This is a genomic window from Hymenobacter cavernae, from assembly GCF_014641455.1.
In the GTDB taxonomy this organism is placed as follows: Bacteria; Bacteroidota; Bacteroidia; order Cytophagales; family Hymenobacteraceae; genus Hymenobacter; species Hymenobacter cavernae.
This window is the reverse complement of sequence record NZ_BMHT01000001.1, coordinates 297,789-319,761: the sequence shown is the minus strand read 5'-3', so window position 1 is coordinate 319,761 and position 21,973 is coordinate 297,789. Positions and strand designations below refer to the sequence as shown.

Sequence of the window (21,973 nt, the reverse complement as noted above, 5' to 3'; positions counted from 1 at the left end):
GTCGGGCTTTTTTATGTAGCGCGAAGCCTGAGCTTCGCGCTACATCTTCTACATGCGTTTGATCAAACAACCCGCGGCGCGCTTATCGGTCACGCTGCTGGATCGACCGGCCAGCACATCATCCAGCGCGGTAGCCAGGTAGCGCTCTTTCACGTAGCCTTCTACCTGCGGATTGTCGTCGATAGCCCCTTTGTAGCGCACCGCAAATCCATCACCGACGGGCTGAAGCAGAACGACTTCGGGCGTCTTGGTGACACCTAGCAATGAACTTACTTTCTGGCCTTCGTCGGTGAAGAAAGGCAGGGAAGCGGCATCACCGGGGTCAACGGTTTGGCCGCCTTCCAAGTTGATGGGCGCATTAATGAAAATGAACTGTACGCCGCGCTCCTTGTAGGTTGAGGTCAGGGCGCGAAAACGGTCGCGGTACAGCTTGGAAAAAGCGCAGCTCGGGTTAACAAACGCTATTACAACGGCTTTGCTGCCGGCGTAGCTGCGCAACGATACCTCGGCATTGGAGGCATTCTTGAGGCTGAAGTCGTTGACGGAACGGTTGCCCTGCGCACGCGCAACGCCAACGGCAACTGTACAGAACAGCAGCGTAGCAGCAACAGCAGTGGAAATTCGGCGGAGAGACATTCGGGAGGTTTTGAGTTGCAAATGCTGGCTTGAGAATGATGAAGCCTAGGTGTTGAGCCGTACGCTTGATGATACAACAGCGAACTGCTAAGACGCAACATTCAGCATTTCATGGCAATAAGTGAGAACGTAGCCGGCGACGGGGCAAGTATAGTGAATCTGGTGTTGGCTGCGCGAGTTTTCTAGCAGCAGGTGTCCCGTCAACACACCTGCCTCCCGCAGCCGAAACGGGTCAAGCTTTATTTGCTCTTTAAACACCAAACCTCGGCGACTGTGCAGCTTATAGAGCGTTTCTTTGGCGCTCCAGTAAAGGCTATACTTGGTCGTTTCGTCGCCGGCATCAGCCTGCTCAGCCTCCGATAAAAAGCGGGAAGCTAGCTTTTGGGCCTTAGGGCGTACTAACTCAATATCTATGCCAAGGCTGCCTTTCGTAGCGACTATGGCGGCTACCCATTTGCCTGAGTGTGAGAGCGAAACGGCTAGCTCTGGCAAATGCTCGCAGAAAGGCCGGCCGTTGGCATCATTGCGTAGCAGCGGGGGCGCTGACGTCGTGAGCTGGCGTAGCAGCGCATGGGCTAGCACCCGGCCGGCCAGCCATTGCGTTGCGCGTGTAGTGTCACGACCAACTGGTTGCAGCTCCGCGTATCGCTCGGGGTAGGGGAGCTGCTCGATGAGTTCCGGGGCGAGTTCCTGAAGATGCCATAAGCCAAGCAAAGCACAATCGGAAAGTTGCGTGACGGAGTGAAGCGGCATGGGCAAAACAAGCTAGAGGGATTGAACCCGAAGTAAGCGCTAATTTTGTCCTTCTATTCAATCCGTAATCCATGCCGCCGCTTTTTCGCCCTCAAGTGCAAAAACTCGCCGCTCTCACCGGCCACCGCGACTGTGTGTATGCACTGACGGGCGCACCAAGCGAGAAAACCTTCTACTCCGCCGGGGCTGATGGCTTTGTGGTGGGCTGGGACATCAACGACCCAACCCGCGACGGGGAACTGATAGCGCGCGTGGAAAACTCGGTGTACGCGCTGCGCTACGTGCCCGAGCGCGATTTGCTGCTCATCGGGCACAATTTTCAGGGTGTGCAGGCTATTGCGCTGACCGGAAAAAAGCTGCTGCACGCTACGGCCTTGCCGCCCGTTGCCATCTTCGACCTAGCTTATTCGGCGCTGCGGCAGCGCCTGTACGTGGCGCTCGGCGACGGCACCCTGGCTATTTTGCGTACTGATGACTTTCGGGTGGAAAAGCTGCTGCGCATCACCGATAAAAGTCTGCGCTGCCTGGCCCTGCACGAGGAACGCGGCGAGCTAGCTATTGGCAGCAGCGATGCACTTATTCGGGTGCTGGATGCTGATTCTCTGGCAGTAAAGCACGTTCTCACCGGCTCTACCAACTCGGTATTCACGGCAGCCTATTCGCCTGATGGCCGCTACCTGCTCACCGCCGGCCGCGATGCGCATTTGCGCGTCTGGGTGGTGGCGGCCGGCTACCAAGAGCAGGAAAGCATTGTTGCCCACTTGTTTGCCATCAACCACCTGGCTTTTAGCCCCGATGGACAGCTACTAGCTACGTGCAGCATGGATAAATCCATAAAAGTGTGGGATGCCGAAACGTTCCGGCTGCTGCGTGTGGTAGATCGGGCACGGCACGCGGGCCACGGCACTTCCGTCAATCGATTGTTTTGGTCAGGATGGGAGAATAGGCTAGTTTCGTGTAGCGACGACCGTAGCCTAGCCATCTGGCAATTAATAATGAGCAATGAATAATGAACAATTGCCTGGTTGGGCAAAATCAGGTATTCAGTTCAATCGATAGTTGCTCATTGTTCATTCATCCTTGTTCATTGCTCTCTGACCATGAAAATCACCGCCCTCGATATCCGGCAAAAGACCTTTGAAAAAGCCTTTCGGGGCCTTGACAAAGACGAAGTGCAAGCCTTTCTGCTCACGCTTTCCCAGCAATGGGAGCGAATGGGCGATGAAAACCGCGAGCTGCGCCTGAAGCTGGAGCATGCCACGCAGGAGGTAAGCAAGATGCGGGAGGTAGAAACGTCGCTTTACCGCACGCTCAAAACTGCCGAAGACACCGGCAACAGCATCACCGAGCAGGCCCAGCGCGACGCCGAGCTGCGCATTCGGGAGGCGCAGCTCAAGGCCGAGCAGCTGCTGAATGATGCGCGGCAGCGCGCCCGCAGCGTGATGGACGACGCCTACAAGCAGGCAGATAAGATCGTAGTCGAGATGAAGGCGGAAGTGAATGGGCTAGGGCAGGAGTGCCAACGGTTAGAAAATCAACTGGATACCTTGGTGCGCGACCTGCACCACCTGGCTACGGATGCGCTGGACAAGGCCGAAAAGGCAAAAGCTCGACCGAAAGCGGGCGTAGCGGCCATCCTTTCCCGAGCCGCAAGCGTAAAGGTGAACAAACCTGATTCTTCACCCGAAACTGACGCTCCCATGTTCGTACATACTGCTTCCACTTCTTCTGCCGCGGCCGTAGCGGGCGCTTCCGCTGCCACGTTTGGCGGCTCCGCGGCGCTGGCCGAACCTAAGCCTATTGGTCCGCAGCCCGGCAGCTATAATCCTAAACCCGGTCAGCAGCCTGACCCCGGCGCGCCAGCTCAAACGCCCGGTCCCGACATCGACCCGGCGCACCCGGCCGAAAACCCCGGCATTTCGGAACCCTCACGCATCTACCAGCCGGGTCCGGCGCAAGTGCCTGAACCTGATGCGCCTAACGTAGAGCCTATGGCACCGGATATTCAGCCGATTGGCCCCAGCCATCCTGAAATTACGCAGCCCTCGCCGGCCACCCACCCCGGCATGGTAGCCGTAGCAGCCGAAAAGTCGTTTTTTGACGAGATATAGATTTAGTGCTTAGTCACAGACTATAAAGTAAAAAGGTCCGCAACAAGTAGGTGCGGACCTTTTTTATAACCTAGCCTCAAAAAGCAAGTACGCCACTACTCACTACTCACTACTCACTACTCACTACTCACTACTCACTACTCACATGGGGCAGATTGCGCTGGAAGGAATGGAGTTCTTCGCTTTTCACGGGTATTATGATGAAGAGCAGAAAATCGGGAACAAGTACGGTGTTGACCTCTACATCCGCACCGATTTGCACGCGGCCGGCGCCTCCGACGACCTAGCTCGAACGATCAACTACGAGGTGCTCTACCGCTTGGTAGCGGAAGAAATGCTCGCCCCAGCACGCCTGCTTGAACACCTAGGGTACCGGGTGATAGATCGGATTTTAGCCCGCTTTCCCCATATCCACGCTGTGAAGGTGAGCGTATCCAAGTTCAACCCGCCGCTTGGGGGCATTTGTACCCGTGCCCGCGTCACGCTCAAGCGGAAGAGAACGTCGGCAACCTAGGTCAGGTATAAACTTGTTTTTCGGAAATAGAATGGGGCAGCTCAAGCACTATCATGCGCTTTGGCTGCCCCGTTCTGGTAAGAAGGGTGCGAACACGTAATCCTTACTGAACTCTAGCGTAATATACTCTGAATTGCAAGGGATTAGTAGAGTTGCGGCTGGCGCCTAGCACCACACGCGCCACGTCGTCCGTTGTCGTGGGACTCAGCAGCAAGCCGTTATTCGTAAACGTGCGGTTCAGAAGCGCCTGTGCGTAAGTGGTGAGCTGAAACGTATAGCGGCCCTGCTCCAGCCCTGTACGGGTCGAAATAAGCCGTTGATAAGTGCCCGTAACCGGCACCGTTGGATCGGCGGTGCTAAGGGTAGAACCTCTACGGTTGGCGGCATCCGTTAAGCCGACGGTTATCCTAGCGGGTGGTGCCAGGTAAGGCGACTCGGTGCCCTGCACCGATTCCATCGTCAGCTCCGCGGATATTATGGCGAACGTGCCACCTAGCTCCCGCAGGTCGGTGAGGTATGGAATGTCTACTCGCGTGTACAGACCCAGGCCAGCCTGGATGTACGTCTCGGCAGCGGTGTTGGTACTGCTCAACGCCTGATACGACTTGGTCAGGGGCGCTAGCAACGATGCCCGGCGGTCGGCACGCAGGCGGTAGAAGTGGCGGTTTCCAACCGTGAGCGTAAAGCTGCGCACAAGGGCATCAGCGGGCGCGGCGGCTTCATGGTAGTAAAGGTTTAAGGCCGAAGCATTGTCGGTTGCTAACAAACGCAACAACGCAGCATTGTCGGAAGCACCGGGCGACAGAACGAGACCTTTGAACCGTCTTTGTAGATCATCTTCGGAATTAAGCTGCTGAGTCTGGCCCAGTTGAAATAACTCCTTGCCTAGGTCGTCGTTTAGGCGGATGCGGAAAGTACGCGCGCCGGGCCGGGCCCGGAATGTGTACTCCTTGGCTCTGCTAGTTCCAATCTGCCCCAGCGGCGTATCGTTGTAGCGCAGGGCATCAGACGTATAATACGTTTTGTCGACAAAATTTTCTTCCAAACGCTGCACCAGCAAGTGCTGGGTGCGCGTTGTGTCGCCATACCGATATGCATCAGCGCGCAGGGTAATTACCAGCGAATCGAAGGAGGAGGTGGCAGAGGGCACAAAAGCACTACCTAGCCCCACTTGGGTGAAGGCGCGCGCTTCCACTGTGCCCAGCCGCGGATCAACGTAGCGGCCCACCAGTAGATTGGTGCTGGTAGAGGAAGGAATGGAATCGAGCAGCACCGTGGCAGTGCGCACCGTGAACGTATCGACGTAGGTGAGGCCTACTTTGTCCGTCGAGACGGGTAGATCATTCCCGATAGACCCAGGGTCGGAGCAGGCAGTAGCCAACGCAGCCAGCAGCAGACTGCCGGCCACGCTTAAGCTACGAAACAGATTTCTACTCATTAATTGGTTTCGTCTGGAGCCAGTTGCCAAACGTCGTCGAGGCGTGTTGTGCCCGATGAACCCGTTGCAACGTAGCCGGTGTTACCTAGCCCAAAGCCAATGCCGTAAGTACGGGGCGAACCAGGAAAGTCTGTTTTCTGCGTCCAAGTATCTCCATCCGGGTTGTACTCCCAGCAGTCGATAGGAGTAGCAGCGCCCGTGTTGCCCAGCGCAACGTAGCCTTTGCCATTCACCACGAAGCTCACGCCGTTGTTGCGAGCTACTCGGCTGTAGTCGTAGTCCTGATCCGTGTTATTGGTCAGGGTGCGAAGCGTGGTCCAGGTGTCGGTGCTGGGGTCATATGCTTCGTTGTCGGTCAGGTTAATGCCGTTGTCGGTGCCCGACACGATGTAGCCAACATTGCCAATCGTGAAAGACATGGCGCCGATGCGCTTGTTGCCGAAGAGGCTAGCTTTCCGCGTCCAGGTGTCAGAACCAGGGTTGTACTCCCAGAAGTCCTTTAGGTTGGCGCCGTTGTAGCCAGTGCCAATGTAGCCTTTGTCGCCAATGCTCAATGCCACAGCGCCATACCGTTCGCCACCAGCGAAGTCAGCCTTTTTCGTCCATTTGTTTCCGTTTGGATCGTACTCGTAAAAGTCCTTCAAACGGTTGGCACCGTCATAGCCGGTTCCTACGTAGGCTTTGCCATTCACCGCAAAAGCGGTGGCTTGGTAGCGAGCCACGCCGGGGAAATCAGCTATCTGGCGCCAGCTTCTGTTGTCGGGGTTATACTCCCAGAAGTCTTTGTATTTGTCGACACCGTTCCAACCTAGGCCTATATAAGCCCGGTTGCCAATGGTAAAGCTGACAGCACCGTTGCGGGGAGGCCCCTCAAACTGAGCGCCAGCGCTCCATACACCAACAATGGCATCGGTATCATTATCATCCTTGTTGCAAGAGCTAAAACTGAACGCGCTGAGCAGTAAGCAAACCGCGAAGAGAAGGTGTTTCATAAAAAGCGAAAACGGTAAAAGAAAAAGGGTACAGCAATAAGAGTTGAAAACCAGGACTAAGGTGGCAGCAAGTTCCGTATTTTTTAGACATTCTGCCTCACTACAAATCTACGAACGCCTAAGCAGGGGGCGAAATTGCCTCTACCAAGGCCACAGGAATGTAGATAAACAGCTCAGGAACTAGCCTCAACCCTAGGTGCAAACTTGCACCTAGGCCCGCGATTTTATATATTACGAAATAAATCGTAGGCATTGCTTGTATCTACGACGCCGTTCGTATATGTTTGTCATACGAATCAATTCGTACTATTAATTGCCTGTAAGTATGAGTACATCACCCATTCCCAAGCCTACCGAATCGGAACTGGAGATTCTGCAAGTGCTGTGGCAGCACGGCCCCAGCACCGTCCGTTTCGTGAACGATCAACTAAGCCAGAAGCGCGAAGTGGGCTATACCACCACGCTGAAGCTATTGCAACTAATGCTGGAAAAAGGCCTCGTACACCGCGACGACGACAGCCGCACGCACGTGTACCGCCCGGCCGTGCGCGAGGAGGAAACCCAGGGCCTGCTCCTCGACCGGTTCGTGGACGCGGCGTTCGGCGGCTCGGCCATGAAGCTGGTGATGCAGGCGCTCGGCAACCGCCGCACCTCGCGTGAAGAACTGGACCAGATCCGGTCATTGCTCAACGACATCGAGAACAACGAGGACCAAACCCCTAATAAAAAGGACTAATGAACTGGCTGGAGCACACTTTTTCGCCGGCGCTGATCCGCGCCCTGGGCTGGATGCTGATTCACTCGGTGTGGCAAGGCGCAGTAGTGGCGCTGGCGTTGGCCGGGTTGCTGCTGCTGCTGCGCAGGCATAGCGCGCAGGTGCGTTATACCACTGCAACGGTGGCGCTCGTCACGTTGTTGTTGCTCTCAGCGGGTACATTTGTACGGCATTATTACGCAGCGGTGCCCACAATTAGCACAGCAGCTACTACGTCGGTGCAGGCAAAAACTACGACCGCAACTGCTACAACCACTGCCTCGGTGCAGGTGAGCAGCGAAAATGCTACACCAGCACCGGCCAAGAACAATCGAATGCTGGCCTGGCAGCGCTACTTTGAGCAGAACATGCCTGTACTAGTGCTGGCCTGGACCCTAGGTTTACTGGCCATGACGCTGCGTTTGCTCGGCGGCCTGGCTTATGTGCAGCGCGTGCGGCACTATCGGGTGCAGCCGCTCCCGGCCGAGTGGAACGCCCGGCTGGCAGGGCTAGCGGCGCGGGCTGGACTGCGCCGACCGGTGTTGCTACTAGAATCGGCGCTGGTGAAGGTGCCGTTGGTAGTAGGGCACCTGCGCCCGGCTATTCTGCTGCCGCTGGGAACCGTAACGGGCCTGAGCCAGCTACAGCTAGAGGCCATCCTAGCCCACGAGCTAGCCCACGTAGCCCGGCGTGATTACCTGATGAACCTGCTGCAATCGGTAGCTGAAACGCTGTTTTTCTACCATCCCGCCGTGTGGTTTATCTCCGCCTGCCTGCGGACAGAGCGCGAAAACTGCTGCGATGATGTGGCCATTACGCTTTGCGATAATAACCCGCTGCACCTAGCTCGTGCTCTGGCAGCATTGGCTGAGCTAAGCCTGGAGCCACGCGCCACACCGCGCCTCGCTCTGTCAGCAGTAGGGCCGGATGGTTCGCTGCTCGGTCGCATCAAGCGGCTGGTGCAGGGTCACAGCACCCCAACTTTTGCTGAAGGCTTTCTGGCCGCTTGCGTGGTGCTGGCAGGCCTAGGTCTGCTGAGCACAGCCGTAGCCCTGGCCGATCCGCAGCCGATGGGAAGCGCTATCAAGCTTGGAAGTTTGCGCGAGCTGCCCATCAACCTGGATGCGGCCTGCACAGAAAGCAAGGGCCCAACGACGCACCTGGTACTCGCACAGCCCGTGCTGCTCACGCCCGAGCAGGAAGACAGCCTCAAGAAGTCCGGGACGGTCATTATCAAGAAAGATAAAAAAGGCCGCCTCACCGATTTGTACGTGGATGGTCAGCGCATAGAAACCGCCGCTCCCACGAAAGGCAAAAAAGCCGCGCAGGTAGAAGTGGTGCAGCTGCCGGAGCGCAACGTTGAGCACATGGATGTGGACGTCAACGTGGGTGAAATAACCCGACAGGCACTGGCGCAAGCTAATGAGGCCCTGAAGAACATCGACATCGACGCCATGACGCGCAACGCCCTGCAAAGCGCCGAGCAGGGCCTGCAGGAAGCTGAGAAGACTGCCACTACCGCAGAGGAGCGCCGGCAGATTCAGGAGGCGCGGCAGAGCCTGCGGGGTCAGCGGAAAGAAACGCGTGAAGAGGTGCAGATGCGCTTGGAAGAAGCACGGCGTGCGATGGAAGAAGCTCGACGCGAGGCTGAAGAAGATCGTCGGCAGGCGCAACTCGATGCCGAGCAGCGCCGCCGCGACAAAGAGCAGGAGCGCCGTGATGAAGAGCAGGCTCGCCGGGATGTAGAACAGGCGCGGCGCGACGAAGAAGCTGAAAAGCGCGAAGAGCTGGAAGATGCTCTGCTGACTTCGCTGGAAAAAGACGGCTTGCTTAAAGACCCCAACAATTACCAGCTAAAGCTGAGCGCCAACGAGCTGGTAGTTAATGGCAAGAAGCAGCCGGCGGCCATGTTGAAGAAATACCTAGGTATCTACGAAAATAAAACTGGCCGGAAGCTCACGGGCACGCATTCCTATAATAGCGTGCGTAATTCTACTGGATTGAACATCAGAGGAACGCTTTCATCCCGCTTCTCTGAGCGTCCGGAGCGGCCAGAAAGACCAGAGCGCCCGGAGCGCCCCGAACGTCCAGAGCGGGCTTTCTCCTACGGTACACCGCCCGTGGCACCAGTCCCGCCAGTACCACCTGTGCCACCAGTTCCGCCTGTACCACCAGTTCCGCCCATGCCGCCAACCTTCGATAGTGATGCTATCCGGGAGGAACTGCGCAAGGATGGCCTAATTGGGAAAAAGGATAAAGGCTATCAGTTTCAACTCAATAACAAAGGCCTGCTGGTGAACGGCAAAAAGCAGTCGGAGGCGCTGACGCAGAAGTATCGGGAGCTGCTGGATGCACCCGCCGATGCGACGGGTAAGAACTCCCGCAATATCCAGATTTCGGTAAGCGAATAAGCTAGGTCTGCTCAAAACCGGCTGCTTGCACAAGTGGCCGGTTTTTTTGTGCCTTTCACTTGACCTAGGCAACGGTTCAGACCTGCTTACCATCTATTCTCCAGCTTGCCACCAACTTGCCCTGGTTAAGCAACAAGGCAGCTTTTACCCACCCAACGTCTTGCCACTGCACCTTTCTACCCGCCCCACTCCGATGCGTTTTTGTCTTCTGCTGCTGAGCTGTTTATGGTTTGGCGTACTGACGGGCTACGCCCAAAAAGCCGCTACTCCGTCATCTGCGCCCAACCTAGCCCCCAAGCGCCAGCTAACGGCGTTGCGCATCACGCAGGCACCCAAATTGGATGGCGTGCTTAACGAAGCGGTATGGCGCGAGGCGCCCATTGCCACAAAATTCATCCAGAACCGGCCCAACCCCGGCCCGCCCGAGCAGCACCCCACCGAGGTGCGCGTGCTCTACGACGACGTGGCGCTGTACGTGGGCGCCGTGATGCACGACGTAGCACCCGATTCGATTTTCCGGGAGCTAGGTCAGCGCGATGACCTAGGTAACACGGACTTCTTTGCCATTTTCCTGGATACGTACCGCGACAAAATCAATGGCTACGGCTTCTTCATTACGCCCGGCGGCGTGCAGCTGGATGCACGCTACTCGCCCGCAGGCGGCGAAGATTTTGCCTGGAACGCTGTGTGGGAAAGCCAGACCACGCTGCAAGGCAACGATTGGGTGGCCGAGCTGCGGATTCCATATTCGGCCATTCGCTTCAGCGCGGCCGCCGAGCAGGTGTGGGGGCTGAACTTTATGCGGCAGCGCAAGAGCACCAACCAAGGCTTTTTCTGGAACGAAGTGAAGCCTGAAACCGACGGCTTCGTGAACCAGTGGGGCGAGCTGAGCGGTTTGCGCGACCTAAAGCCGCCCTTGCGCCTTTCACTCACGCCATACGTCTCCACGTACCTCAACCACTACCCATACCAGGAACAAGGCACTCGCAACACCAGCACCAGCTTCAACGGCGGCGCTGACCTGAAATACGGCATCAACGAAAGCTTTACGCTCGACGCCACGCTGGTGCCGGATTTTGGACAGGTGCAGAGTGATAATCAGGTCTTGAACCTGTCACCTTTCGAGGTGCAGTACCAGGAAAACCGGCAATTTTTCACCGAAGGCACCGAGCTGTTCAACAAAGGCAACCTGTTCTACTCGCGGCGGGTAGGCGCGCAGCCGATTGGCTTTTCAAACGTGGAAGACCAGTTGCGGCCGGAGGAGAAAGTAGTGAGCAACCCCGGCGTGACGCGCCTGCTGAACGCCACCAAAGTCTCGGGTCGCATGCAGAAGGGCCTAGGTATCGGCTTGTTCAACGCACTGTCGAACAACGTGTATGCTACCGTGCGCGACAGCATCACCGGCGCCGAGCGTAAGGTGCTGACGCAGCCGTTCAGCAACTACAACATCTTCGTGCTCGATCAGTCGCTGAAGAACAATTCTTACGTTTCGCTTATCAACACCAACGTCACGCGGGTAGGTAGCACCTACGACGCCAACGTGACTGGCGGCCTGTTTCGCTTTGCCGATAAGAAGAACGCCTACGCCGTGGATGGACAAGTGGTGTACTCGCGGCGGCGGGGGCAAAGCTTCGGCTCGGAAGCGCCCGTCGACAACCCGAGCGGCTACAAGTACAAGCTAGGTTTTGGCAAGATCAGCGGCAACTTCACCTGGAAGCTTAGCCAAGGCATCGAGTCGGACCACTACGACCCGAACGACCTAGGTATCCTGTTCGGCAACAACAACATCTCGCAGTCAATTGACTTCAACTACAACAAGTACAAGCCGTTCTGGAAGGTGAACAACATGTACACCTACTACGGCGTCAGTCAATCGTTGCTATACAAGCCGACCCGTTATCAGAACGTAACGGCGTACGCCGGTGGCAACACCACCTTCACCAAGAACTTCCTGACCCTTGGCACCGACCTCGACTACTCGCCCGCCACGCACGACTTCTACGAGCCGCGCACCGAGCCACTGGGGCGCTACTTCGTGCGGGTGCCGGCCAACTTCGGCGTCACCGTCTTTGCATCGTCTGACTACCGCAAGAAGCTAGCCTACGACGTGAACCTACGCACGCGCCGGCACGCCAACGACGGCAACCGCACCGGCCGCACCGGCTACGACATCAGCCTGAGTCCGCGCTACCGGGTGAGCAACCAACTCACGTTCCGCTACGATTTCAGTTGGGGAATACGCCGCAACCAAATCGGCTACGGCGGCGACCTAGATGGCGATGAGCCGCTGGATTCGGCTTTTATGAGTGCGCCGTTGCTAGGTCGGCGCCGCGTGGTGACAGTGACCAATACCGTGTCGGGCTCCTACACCTTCACCAACCGCATGTCGTTCACGATTCGTACGCGCCACTACGTGAGCAGCGTGCGCTACCGCGACTTCTTCAGCCTGGATGAGGCCGGCCACGAAACGCCCGCCGACTACCGCCGCAACCGCGACACGAGCTTCAACGCCTTCAACGTAGATGCGGTGTTCTCGTGGTGGTTTGCGCCCGGCTCGCAGATGAGCATTGTGTGGAAAAATGCCGGCTCCAGCTTTCTGGAAGCCAACGAAGCCACGCCGCTCTATTTCAATAACCTGAGCAACACGATGAACACGCCGCACAATAACTCGCTGTCGGTGAAGGTGCTGTATTACCTAGACTACTTAGCGGTGAAGCGCTTGCTGCCGGGCGCGAAAGGCTAGGAAAGCTAGGTTGAACTTGGTCGAACTAGGTTTGTTCATTAGCTGTGAGCTCGATCAGTAAGACGCTGATCTGCTGAGAAAAGCGCCGCAGGGCAGAACAAATTCTATGACGAAGAAGCATGTAGCAGTAGTGTTCTTACTGCTTATGGCTGCTGTGTGCAATGCGCAGCCGAGTACGGTCAATCTGGATAGCCTGCGTGTGCGGACGCGGCGAGCGATGCGCGCTAACGACCTTATAAAAGGAGCTAGCTTTTACCATCAGCAAGCGGAAGTCGAAAAATATCGGTCGGCGAAAGCCAACGCGCATTACAACGCCGCTTGCGCCTACGCCCGCGCCAATGCTCCCGAGCCGGCATTAGCGGAGCTGAAAGCCGCTCAAAAGCTAGGTTGGCACAACGTGGCGTTGGCGAAGGAAGATGCTGACTTAATCAACCTAAGACAGCTTCCGAAGTTCGATGCCATTCTGCGGCGCATGGCAAAAGTCGAAGCCAAACAGCGCAATCCACGCAAGGCAAAGCTCGTCACGAGCGACATTGATTTGTTCTGGAAAGCCTACGATGCAACGCTCAGGAATCCTGGGCTGAAGGAGGAAATCTACCAGGCCCAGTATTTCGATAAAGGCACGGTAGGTTTGCAGGACTACTATCTGAGTAAGATTCGGTCAACGCACTTGTTCGTGAAAAACCTCGACAGCAAGCGCGCCTTTTACCGGGCCATTCGAGCCAACACAAAGCAAGTGGCGGCCATGAAAAAGCAGATTCGGGCGAGCTTCATCAAGCTGAAGGAGCTGTATCCGCCCACGTGGTTTCCGAACGTATATTTTGTGATTGGGCGCTTCAATGCGGGCGGCACAGTTTCCGGCAACGGTATGCTGATCAGCGCAGATATGGAGGCGCGCTCGGCCAATACGCCACTCGGCGAGCTGACCTTGTGGGAACGGAACAACCTAGGTTCCTTGGATGAGCTGCCCGCCATTGTGGCCCACGAGCACATCCACATCATCCAGAAAAAGCCCAGGGGCCGCACCTTGCTCGAAGGTGCCATTCACGAAGGTATGGCCGACTTCCTGGCCGAGCTAGTCACGGGCAAGAACCCGAACGCTCGCCTAATGACCTACGGCAACCTGCACGAAAAAGAACTCTGGGCCGATTTCAAGCAGGAGATGACCGGCAACAGCTGGCGCAACTGGCTGGCTAACGGCGACCAGGAAACGGCCGAGCGCCCCGCCGACCTAGGGTACTTCATCGGCTACAAAATCTGCCAGGCGTATTATGAGGACATGCCTGATAAGAAACAGGCCATTGCTGATATGCTGAACCTTGCGGATTATTCGGCCTTTTTACAAAAGAGCCGCTACGAGGAAAAGCTAGCTTTGCGGTAGCATCCGCTTTACACGCTCATTTTATGGCTCAACACATCGGCCGCGTTACGCTCATCGTGCGCAATTATGACGAGGCAATTGCCTTCTACACGCAAAAGCTAGGTTTCGAACTGCTGGAAGATACCGACCTGGGTGGTGGCAAACGTTGGGTGGTAGTGGCGCCTGCTAGTGCAGCTACCGGCGTGCTCCTGGCGCAAGCCGCTGATGAGGCGCAGGCCGCGTACATCGGCAACCAGGGCGGTGGCCGGGTTTGGCTGTTTCTGCATACCGATGATTTCTGGAGCGACTACCACCGCATGAAAGCGCAAGGTGTGCGGTTTTTGGAAGAACCCAGGCAGGAAGTCTACGCGACCGTCGTCGTGTTTGAAGACCTGTACGGCAACAAGTGGGACTTGCTGGAACCAGCAAAAAGCTAGGTTGTAGCGCAAAGCGTAGGCTTCGCGCTACATGCTTAGTAGCTCACCTGCCGCGCCAAAAGCCGACTTCTGACCTTGTAGAACTTGTTGACGCACAATTGCTATTTGTGCCTGCACCTCTGGTCTGGCATAAAATTGCTCCTCTAAGCCGTGGCGAATGGCTTCGTGCAGCCAGTGCAGGTTCTGCGCTTGGCGCCGCTGCTGAAAGTAGCCGCTGGCTTGTGTTTGCTGCACGTATTGCTGCACCACGCCCCACACTTCCGGTACGCCCGCACCGCTCACGGCCGAGCTAGTCGTGACGACCGGCTGCCAGCCCGACTCGGTGGTGGGGAACAGATGTAGGGCATTCTGGTACTCGCGTCGGGCGCGCCGGGCAGCTAGCTCATTGCCGCCATCAGCTTTGGTGATGGTGATGGCATCGGCCATTTCCATGATGCCTTTCTTGATGCCTTGTAACTCGTCGCCGGCGCCGGCCAGCATCAGCAGCAGGAAGAAGTCGACCATGCCGTGCACGGCGGTTTCGCTCTGGCCCACGCCCACCGTTTCAATAAAGATGATGTCGTAGCCGGCTGCTTCGCACAGCAGCATGGCCTCGCGGGTGCTGCGCGTGACGCCGCCCAAAGAGCGCCCGGCTGGGGAAGGTCGGATATACGCCTGTGGGTGCGCCGCGAGCTGGCTCATGCGGGTTTTGTCGCCCAGGATGCTGCCACCGCTGCGCTGACTGCTCGGGTCGACGGCTAGCACGGCCAGGCGCTTCTGCTGCTCATTCACCAAAAACAGCCCGAGTGCCTCAATAAACGTGCTTTTGCCTACGCCCGGCACACCCGTGATGCCGACCCGCACTGAGTGCCCGGCGTGTGGCAGTACTCGGTCCAGAACGTGCTGCGTCAGGGTTTGGTCACTGAGTAAGGTGCTTTCTGCCAGCGTAATAGCTTGGCTAAGTACAATACGGTTGCCGGCCAGAATGCCATCAGCGTACTGGTCAGCGGTGAAGCGTTTGGCCAAGGAAAAGAGAAGTTGAGGAAGAAAGTAAACGGAAGAAGCGCCCTAAGGGTAAAGCGCAAGCAATAGAAACACAGGTGAAGCGTTGACTGGTCATTATTGCATAGTGCTATTTATTCTAGGCTTTTCAATAAATTGTTTGCGCAGGTACTCTACCTTTACCACTAGTCGCGCGAGGCGAAACGGATAAAAGTAGCAGATTACCTACGTTTCCTGGTGCACCTGGTATTCCGAACCCACCTAACCTTCTATGACCAAAAAATCTACGCTATTGTTGGCTGCCTTGTGGGTGGCTTTGCCGTTTACCTTGCGCGCCCAGAATGAGCTAAGCAACTTCACCGCCACAGGGCGCGGGGGCGTTATCAATACCTTTGCCACCGATTATCAGGTTATTGGCATCAACCCGGCAAACCTAGGTCGGGCCGGCGGAGCCAAGGTTGCCTTCACGATTGGGGAGTTTGGGGTGGGCGCCAGCTCGCAGTCGCTCACGCGGGAGCAGCTCAAGCGCTTCATCTCCGACCGCGACCAGGAGCTAACCCAATCCGAAAAGCAGGGGCTGGCCCGTTCCTTTACGTCGGATAATGCCTTGAACGTGAATGCGGCCGCTACCACGCTCGGGCTGGCCGTGCAGCTGCCCGTGATAGGGGGCATTGCCATCAGCAACCGACAACGGGTAGTAGGGCACGTGGCGCTGAACAGAAACGCGGCGGAGCTGCTGTTCCTGGGTCGCGACGCGCCCATCTACGCCAACTACGACCCGAACAGCGGGCAAGTGCCGCTCATCTCGGAGGTGCTGTCGGGGTCGGAAGTGCAGGCTTCGTTTCTGAACGAGTACAACATTTCCTGGGGCAAGCGCCTCCTGGATTTGCCTTTCCTACAGCTCTCGGGTGGGGTGGGCTACCGCTACGTACAGGGCTTTGGCGTGCTGGATATTCGCATCAAACCTGGCGACTTAAGGGCATATAGCTCATTGTCGCCGGTGTTTGATATTGACTACAGCAGCATCGTGGCCGGCAACCCCAACTTCAACGCGCAAGTGAACGGCGGGCTGGAAAAAACCGGCAAAGGCCACGGCTTCGACCTAGGTCTGGCGGCCGAAGTCGGCAAGATGGTCCGCGTGGGTGTGTCCGTCACCGACATCGGCCACATGACCTGGGAAGGCAACCTCATATCGGCCAACGATCAGAAGCTGAAGCGGCTCAACTCGGCCGGAGTCGGGACCTACAACTTCTTCAAGGAAGCTTCCGAAATTCTCGCTTCGGGCACCGACAGCTTGTTTCAGTACCAGGCCGGGCAGTCGCGTCAGGCGAACATGCCCACCAAGCTGCGCGCCGGTGTGGGCCTGCGCATCAGCGAGTTTCTCGAAACCGGCCTCGATGTAACGCTGCCGCTGAATAACGTGGCCGGCAACATCATCTCGCCCTTCGTGGGAGCCGGCGTGGATTATAGGCCGGTCCGTTGGGTGCGGCTCAGCAGTGGCGTATCGGCCGGCGCCGGCTACCGGGTGAGCATTCCGTTCGGCATCACCTTCGTGAGCAAAGTATACGAAGCCGGCATCAGCACCCGCGACGTGCCGGGCTTGCTGACTTCCAAGAACCCGTATCTGTCCGCGGCGGCAGGTTTTCTGCGGTTTCGGTTTGGGAAAGCGGATTGACGGGAAGACGCGCTAGGCAGAATTTATCTTAATCGTTGTCATCCTGACGCAGAAAGGACCTTATTACGCCAGAACAACAAGCGTAATAAGGTCCTTTCTGCGTCAGGATGACAACAGGTTTTTTAGGCTAATACTATTGCTGAAAAGCTAGCTATTGCGGACTCAACAGGAAAATCGGCAGACCTAGCTTGCTGCGGCGGCCACCTAGGTGTAGGCCGTCATCGAGGTAGTTGCAGGCCTTGCCGGCGGCGTTCGGGTTCTGAATGACACCTAGGTACGGGTTGTCTTCGCGGGCCACGTAGATTTTGCCATCGGGCGCCCGCTGGAGGCTACCGACTTTGCGGTTGGCGGAGTTGCCGATGGCCGTCACTTTGCCGCTGGCCAGGTCGAACTGCCAGACCTGGGCGTTGCCGCCGCCGGTGCCGTTACTGGTGCCGTAGAGCTTGCTGCCGTCGGGCGAGAACTCCACGCCGTAGGCTTCCTCGTAAGGCCCGAAAGAGCGCGGCTTGCTCACCTGGCCCGTGTGCCGATCGAAGTTGAATACCTCAAACTTGTTGCTTTCCCGCCACAGGGCGCTGGCGAGCTTGGTACCATCGGGCGAGAACTTGAGGCAGCCAATGGCGTTGCGGCCGGGGCCGGCGTTCATGCTGCCCACGTTGCTCATGATGGGTTTGCCGGCCACGCCATCGGCCGTCACGAGGTACGACACGAAAGCGTTGGAGTTCCAGCGGTGCGCCACCACCCACACGTCGCGGCCGTTCTGGTGGCGCACGGCCGCTAGCTTTTCGGCCACGGGTGTGATAAGCAGTAAGTTGGCACGAGGCACGTCGCCGAGGCCATTGTCGCGGGTCATATCCACCACCGAGTAGCGCAGGCCATTCACGCCGCCCTGCGGCGCCGTCGTGAACACATAAAACACGTTGCCGCTGCCAGGGTCGGGCACGATGAGGGCGCTTTGGGTGCTAGAGCCGCTGCCCATCAGCTTGCGGCCGTTGGGCATCACCTGGTGCTGGCGATTGAAGACGTTTTCGCCGTTGGTGTAGAACAGCAGCTGACCTTTGCTGTTGGTGGCCACGGCGGAGCCTTCGTAGGTCGTCATCTTGCTGTCGAGCAGGGGAGTAGGTTGGGCGTCGGCAAAGGAGACGCCCGCTTGCTGCCCGAAATACCAGATGGATTGTTCGCGCTGGGCATAAGCGCCAAAGCTAGGTAAGCTCAGCAGGAGCGCTAGCAGAAAACGATAGAACATGGAGGAGAGAGGATTCGTTATCGGGTAAACTAACGAAATATCAGCGTGCCCTGAGATACGGATGATCCGAAGATTTTACCTGCCGCCCACGATCAATCATCGGAAAACGGATGATCACCCAGAATAGCGAGTAAATGACGCTGCTGGCGTTCGGACCATTGCGCGCTCAGGTGCCCCAGCAGAAGCAACTGGTGCTGAAACAGCAGGCGCCGGAAATCCTGGCCCGGTACGCGGTGCGCTACTTCGTAGGTGCCAGCCATTGTGAACGTGACGCCCTCAAACACCCAGTACAGCAGTTCATCGAGGTCCTGCGTGGTGCGTCGTTCGAGTTCCTGACCGCGTTCTACCACCACGAAGTGCATTCCGGCTGCATTTACTTCCAGGTGCGGCCGGGCAAAATCCTCGCTGCGGCCATACGTCGGTAGCAGGTGCGCGGGCGCCTGAATGTGCTCCGCAATGGCTTCGATCCAGGTTTGTAGCGTGGCTAAGCTGTAGATAATGCTCATTTGGCGCGCAAGCTAGGCTTAAATAGCCCACTCGCTTGCCAACAAACGCGGAATCAGGGGGAGCACAATGCGGTAGCTGGCGCCCCAGAGCCGGTGCTCGCCAACCCGGAAAAACGGAAAGCGGACGTAGGCATTCTGGCTAGGTATCCAGAAGTCTTCCTCGGTGTGCGTGGCTGGGTCGGCGAGGTGGCGCACGCTCACTTCGAGCACCTCCGCAATTTCGTGCTCCATGGGTTGCCACGCAGCGGGCGGCACAATGCGACCCAAGAAAGGAGTAATCAGAAAGTTGCTGACGTAGGTCGGGATAGGCGGCAAGGTAGCTAGCACCTGCACGGCACTCGCGGGCAGCCCAATTTCTTCCTGCGTTTCGCGCAGTGCCGTATCGACCAGGGACGCGTCGGTAGACTCAGGTTTGCCGCCCGGGAAAGCTAGCTGCCCGCCGTGCACGCCGAAGTCGCCGCGGCGCACCAGCACCAGGCGCAGCTCGCCGGCCGCATCGCGGTAGACGGGAACAAGCACGGCGGCCTGAAAAAGCGGAGCAGCGGAAAAGCGCATTGTTGGGAGCGTTGGATGGTAATGAATGGAGTGCGAAGCGTCTGCCTCGCTTGCTGTTGAACGACGGGTACCTAGGTTGGTTAAGCGCGTCGTTCTGCGTTGCAGCAAGGAACAAGCAACTAAAAGGACTGTTCGGGCGGCCTGGGGAAAAGCCGGTTCATTGCCGGGAATCGACGGACCTATACAGCCATGGCAGCCCTTATTGAACCACGTAGCAGCCTGCCGGATCGACCGTTACTTCCGGCAACGTATGGTGCTGCTCGAAGTAGTTGTAGCCCAGCTTCAGGCTTCGCCAAAAGGCACTATGTCGGCTTTGCTGGTGGGTCAGTAGGTTTTCTTCACTCAGCGCAAAAGGGAAAATATGCACGGGTATACTCTGCTGTCCGGCTGTACGGGCTTCCACGGCCAGCACGTAGGCTTCCCGGATCAGGGCATCGGTGATGGGCAGGCAGCCAATTGTCACATTGGAGCCGTGAATGAAAATATCCTGGCCAGGTTGCGCGCTGCCCAGCAGCCGATCGGAGGCATTAGGATAATTCAGGCCCAATGATAAGTGGTACAAGCTCTTGGGGTTGAACCGATCAAGCTCGTAGAAGCCTTCCGGCACTTGCCCGTCGCCGGCCGCCCGCTTCGGACCTAGGGTGCCCGAGGTGCCCGCAATCGGGTAGGTACGCAACAGCTGAAAAGTTCCCAGGCTCCGGTTGCGGCCCCATACTTCCAGCCGACGCCCGATTTTGAAAGCGCGGAAGAAGATTTCGAGCTGGTGCGGATCGATGTTGCGGCTCCAGAGCAAGTGCCGCAACGGCTCCCAGGTAGCCGCATACGCCGCCTGCACCCGCGGATTCATAAGCTGCTGGTCCCGAAAGCTAGGTGCATCCGGCGGCACATGGCGCGCAATCAACAAGAGGATAGCCGTGAGAAGCAAACGCATAAAAAAGCCAGCCTGCTTGTCGAGCTAGCAAGCGCTGGCTAGCTGAGGGCTGGTGTGGAAGCAGAACGATTAGATCCTTTATATAAGTATATTAATGATATAATATAAATAGACTGGCCAGACTAGCGACTTGACAGGAAGCTCCAACGAGGAATTTGCAGGGTTAATAGAGAAAACATAATACATTGTCTAATTACTATGTGTTTCTACTGTCGAGTTCGTTCCTTTGTAGCATGAAAGCCAAATAGAATTGAATTTCTGACTTTCCTGATCCCATTTCCTGTCCTTTTCTACCTATTATGCACGTTTGCTTTACTCGAATTACTGCATTCTTCCTGCTTCTTTTTGTGTTGCTGACCAATAGCGCTGCGCTAGCTGGTACGCCTTTTACCAAGGCGCTGCTGCACGGTCGCACCTATGCGCACCGGCCGTACTACAAGCCCTATCATAAGCACCACGGCTTGTTCGGCCGCCGCTAGACGTTTTCGGCCCCGCGCCCCGGCCCGTGTTGCAGCGACTGCCATCGTTGCGACACGGGTTTTCTTTTGGGCTTACCACGCTATAAATCAGCTACTTTTCAGTGCCGGCTTGTCCTGGTTTGGCGCTAACCTGTTTTTGCCGGAGCTTTTCAGCCGTGCGCTTCTACGCCAGAAAATACAGCAACGCCGCCACCAGGGCGCCGGTCAGGGTGTTGAGGAAGTTGACGGCATCGTTCGAAAGGTACTGCTGCCGCTCCAGCGTTGCACCCAGCACCGAATCCAGCAGATTGCCGACGGTGCCCGCCACCAGCACCCACCCGATTGCCGTGCTCCACCCGAAGCCCAGGCTGTAGATAACGGCAATCAGGAGGCTGCCCGCCAGCCCAAGCAACGTGCCTTCGGCGCTGACAACGCCGTTGAGGCCACGCGCATCACGCCTCAGAGTCAGGATGTTATAATACCGCCGGCCATATATGTTTCCTAGCTCGGAGGCCAGCGTATCGGCGGTAGCCGCGGCAAAGCTACCGGCAATCATCAGTTGGAGTACGGGGGCAAAGCTAGGTTGTAACCAGCTCAGCAAACCCAGCATACCAGCCACACCGCCGTTGGCCAGCGCCTGGCTGGTCGTACGACGGCCTTTGTTTTCTTCCGCCAAGCCAGCGCTGCGTTTCTCTTCCACGCGCCAGCCCGAGGCCGCCGAGCCAAGCAGGAAAAAAGCACCCAGCATCGCCAGGCCTGTAAAGCCGGCGCCCAGGAAAAGCAGCCCGCCCAGCACGCCACCGATGCAGGCACCGGCCGCTGTGAGCTTGCCGGCCCGCACACTATAGAGCATGCCCAGACCCAGGATCAGGGCTACTGCGCCAACATGTAGGAGGTTGTTCATCTGGCTAGCGTGCTCGGCTGGAAAACAGAAGGTGTTGCCTAGGCTACGTCGGAAATAACAACCTGCGTTTTTTCCAGAACAGCAATGGGCAAGCGCGTGTGCAGGAGCAGCGTAGAAATGGGCTCTGGAATATCCTTGATCGTAAGCGGATTAACGGGCCGTGCTACTAAATGGTACTTTGAATCCAGATGCTTGTTCAACAACGTCTTATCGAAGGAGAAAAGCCCGCGGCGAGCGTAGCGAACCGCGTTCTGGTAGTTGCGGCCGCTCTTTTCAGCGTTGGCTTCCACCTGCACCAGCGCCGCCGAGGCCGTGTCGGGCAGCGCCAGAAAGTACTGGTGCAGGTGCAGCAGCGTCTCCTGGGAAGAAGCCACCGACTCGGGCAGCACCCCGCCGCCGGAGGAAAAGTGCACCACATATCCGGCGCCGTCGACGGCAAACCACTCGATGTCAGAATCTTCTTGTTCTAGTTCGTCGATGCGCATAAAGAGAGGATTAGTAACGGGCGATTAGACGTAGTTTCAAAGCTAGGTGGTTTGTGCCCAACTCATACGCAACTATTGGTAAG

At 57.3% G+C, this 21,973-nt stretch carries 21 protein-coding genes; 10 read left to right on the top strand and 11 right to left on the bottom strand.

Features of this window, described 5'->3' with window-relative positions; all coding sequences use genetic code 11:
• Window positions 1–48 precede the first annotated feature (48 nt).
• Complete coding sequence (locus tag IEX74_RS01285; RefSeq protein WP_188810169.1) at window positions 49–636, bottom strand: redoxin domain-containing protein; 588 nt, start codon at window positions 634–636, stop codon at window positions 49–51.
• Between the two features lie 87 nt (window positions 637–723).
• On the bottom strand, window positions 724–1,389 hold the full coding sequence (locus IEX74_RS01280) for a 4'-phosphopantetheinyl transferase superfamily protein (RefSeq protein WP_188810168.1): 666 nt from the start codon (window positions 1,387–1,389) through the stop codon (window positions 724–726).
• 71 nt (window positions 1,390–1,460) lie between these two features.
• Between IEX74_RS01280 and IEX74_RS01275 the strand changes: the two genes are divergently transcribed.
• The 3 genes from IEX74_RS01275 (at window position 1,461) to folB (ending at window position 4,014) form a co-directional block, all read left to right on the top strand.
• Complete coding sequence (locus IEX74_RS01275; protein ID WP_188810167.1) at window positions 1,461–2,399, top strand: WD40 repeat domain-containing protein; 939 nt, start codon at window positions 1,461–1,463, stop codon at window positions 2,397–2,399.
• A 90-nt stretch (window positions 2,400–2,489) separates the two neighbouring features.
• On the top strand, window positions 2,490–3,500 hold the full coding sequence (locus IEX74_RS01270) for a DivIVA domain-containing protein (protein WP_188810165.1): 1,011 nt from the start codon (window positions 2,490–2,492) through the stop codon (window positions 3,498–3,500).
• A 145-nt stretch (window positions 3,501–3,645) separates the two neighbouring features.
• The gene (gene folB, locus IEX74_RS01265; protein ID WP_188810163.1) at window positions 3,646–4,014 is read left to right on the top strand and encodes a dihydroneopterin aldolase; all 369 of its coding nucleotides are present in this window, start codon (window positions 3,646–3,648) and stop codon (window positions 4,012–4,014) included.
• Window positions 4,015–4,117: 103 nt separating this feature from the next.
• Here folB and IEX74_RS01260 read toward each other — a convergent pair whose 3' ends face one another.
• Complete coding sequence (locus tag IEX74_RS01260; protein WP_188810161.1) at window positions 4,118–5,452, bottom strand: DUF4270 family protein; 1,335 nt, start codon at window positions 5,450–5,452, stop codon at window positions 4,118–4,120.
• Window positions 5,452–6,444, bottom strand: a complete 993-nt coding sequence (locus IEX74_RS01255; RefSeq protein WP_188810159.1) for a Kelch repeat-containing protein — start codon at window positions 6,442–6,444, stop codon at window positions 5,452–5,454. The genes IEX74_RS01260 and IEX74_RS01255 overlap by 1 nt, the downstream gene beginning before the upstream one ends.
• A 325-nt stretch (window positions 6,445–6,769) precedes the next feature.
• Between IEX74_RS01255 and IEX74_RS01250 the strand changes: the two genes are divergently transcribed.
• The 5 genes from IEX74_RS01250 (at window position 6,770) to IEX74_RS01230 (ending at window position 14,149) form a co-directional block, all read left to right on the top strand.
• Window positions 6,770–7,180 (top strand): BlaI/MecI/CopY family transcriptional regulator, encoded by a 411-nt coding sequence (locus IEX74_RS01250; protein ID WP_188810158.1) that lies wholly within the window; start codon window positions 6,770–6,772, stop codon window positions 7,178–7,180.
• Complete coding sequence (locus IEX74_RS01245) at window positions 7,180–9,609, top strand: M56 family metallopeptidase (RefSeq protein WP_188810157.1); 2,430 nt, start codon at window positions 7,180–7,182, stop codon at window positions 9,607–9,609. Before IEX74_RS01250 ends, IEX74_RS01245 begins: the two co-directional genes overlap by 1 nt.
• A 193-nt stretch (window positions 9,610–9,802) precedes the next feature.
• The gene (locus IEX74_RS01240; RefSeq protein ID WP_188810156.1) at window positions 9,803–12,352 is read left to right on the top strand and encodes a DUF5916 domain-containing protein; all 2,550 of its coding nucleotides are present in this window, start codon (window positions 9,803–9,805) and stop codon (window positions 12,350–12,352) included.
• Between the two features lie 145 nt (window positions 12,353–12,497).
• Window positions 12,498–13,733, top strand: coding sequence for a gliding motility protein GldB-related protein (locus IEX74_RS01235; RefSeq protein ID WP_229755072.1), 1,236 nt, complete (start codon window positions 12,498–12,500; stop codon window positions 13,731–13,733).
• 23 nt (window positions 13,734–13,756) lie between these two features.
• Window positions 13,757–14,149, top strand: a complete 393-nt coding sequence (locus IEX74_RS01230) for a VOC family protein (protein WP_188810154.1) — start codon at window positions 13,757–13,759, stop codon at window positions 14,147–14,149.
• Window positions 14,150–14,176: 27 nt separating this feature from the next.
• Here the strand turns inward: IEX74_RS01230 and meaB are convergent, their stop codons facing one another.
• Window positions 14,177–15,154 carry a methylmalonyl Co-A mutase-associated GTPase MeaB gene (meaB, locus tag IEX74_RS01225; RefSeq protein ID WP_188810153.1) on the bottom strand — a complete coding sequence of 326 codons (978 nt, stop codon included), beginning with the start codon at window positions 15,152–15,154 and terminating at the stop codon, window positions 14,177–14,179.
• 247 nt (window positions 15,155–15,401) lie between these two features.
• Between meaB and IEX74_RS01220 the strand changes: the two genes are divergently transcribed.
• Window positions 15,402–16,805 (top strand): DUF5723 family protein, encoded by a 1,404-nt coding sequence (locus tag IEX74_RS01220; protein WP_188810152.1) that lies wholly within the window; start codon window positions 15,402–15,404, stop codon window positions 16,803–16,805.
• 151 nt (window positions 16,806–16,956) lie between these two features.
• Here the strand turns inward: IEX74_RS01220 and IEX74_RS01215 are convergent, their stop codons facing one another.
• The 4 genes from IEX74_RS01215 to IEX74_RS01200 all read right to left on the bottom strand — a co-directional run bounded on the left by IEX74_RS01215 (window position 16,957) and on the right by IEX74_RS01200 (window position 20,043).
• Window positions 16,957–18,051, bottom strand: a complete 1,095-nt coding sequence (locus tag IEX74_RS01215) for a WD40 repeat domain-containing protein (protein ID WP_188810150.1) — start codon at window positions 18,049–18,051, stop codon at window positions 16,957–16,959.
• Between the two features lie 92 nt (window positions 18,052–18,143).
• A complete protein-coding gene (locus IEX74_RS01210) occupies window positions 18,144–18,557 on the bottom strand; it encodes an Imm63 family immunity protein (protein WP_188810148.1) in 414 nt (137 codons plus the stop codon).
• Between the two features lie 18 nt (window positions 18,558–18,575).
• Window positions 18,576–19,112, bottom strand: a complete 537-nt coding sequence (locus IEX74_RS01205) for an NUDIX hydrolase (protein ID WP_188810147.1) — start codon at window positions 19,110–19,112, stop codon at window positions 18,576–18,578.
• 199 nt (window positions 19,113–19,311) lie between these two features.
• On the bottom strand, window positions 19,312–20,043 hold the full coding sequence (locus IEX74_RS01200) for a L,D-transpeptidase family protein (RefSeq protein ID WP_229755071.1): 732 nt from the start codon (window positions 20,041–20,043) through the stop codon (window positions 19,312–19,314).
• A 347-nt stretch (window positions 20,044–20,390) separates the two neighbouring features.
• Between IEX74_RS01200 and IEX74_RS23320 the strand changes: the two genes are divergently transcribed.
• On the top strand, window positions 20,391–20,522 hold the full coding sequence (locus IEX74_RS23320) for a hypothetical protein (protein ID WP_262892021.1): 132 nt from the start codon (window positions 20,391–20,393) through the stop codon (window positions 20,520–20,522).
• Between the two features lie 163 nt (window positions 20,523–20,685).
• Here IEX74_RS23320 and IEX74_RS01195 read toward each other — a convergent pair whose 3' ends face one another.
• Window positions 20,686–21,405 carry a DUF92 domain-containing protein gene (locus IEX74_RS01195; protein WP_188810145.1) on the bottom strand — a complete coding sequence of 240 codons (720 nt, stop codon included), beginning with the start codon at window positions 21,403–21,405 and terminating at the stop codon, window positions 20,686–20,688.
• A gap of 38 nt (window positions 21,406–21,443) precedes the next feature.
• On the bottom strand, window positions 21,444–21,890 hold the full coding sequence (locus tag IEX74_RS01190; protein WP_188810143.1) for a hypothetical protein: 447 nt from the start codon (window positions 21,888–21,890) through the stop codon (window positions 21,444–21,446).
• Window positions 21,891–21,973: the final 83 nt, after the last annotated feature.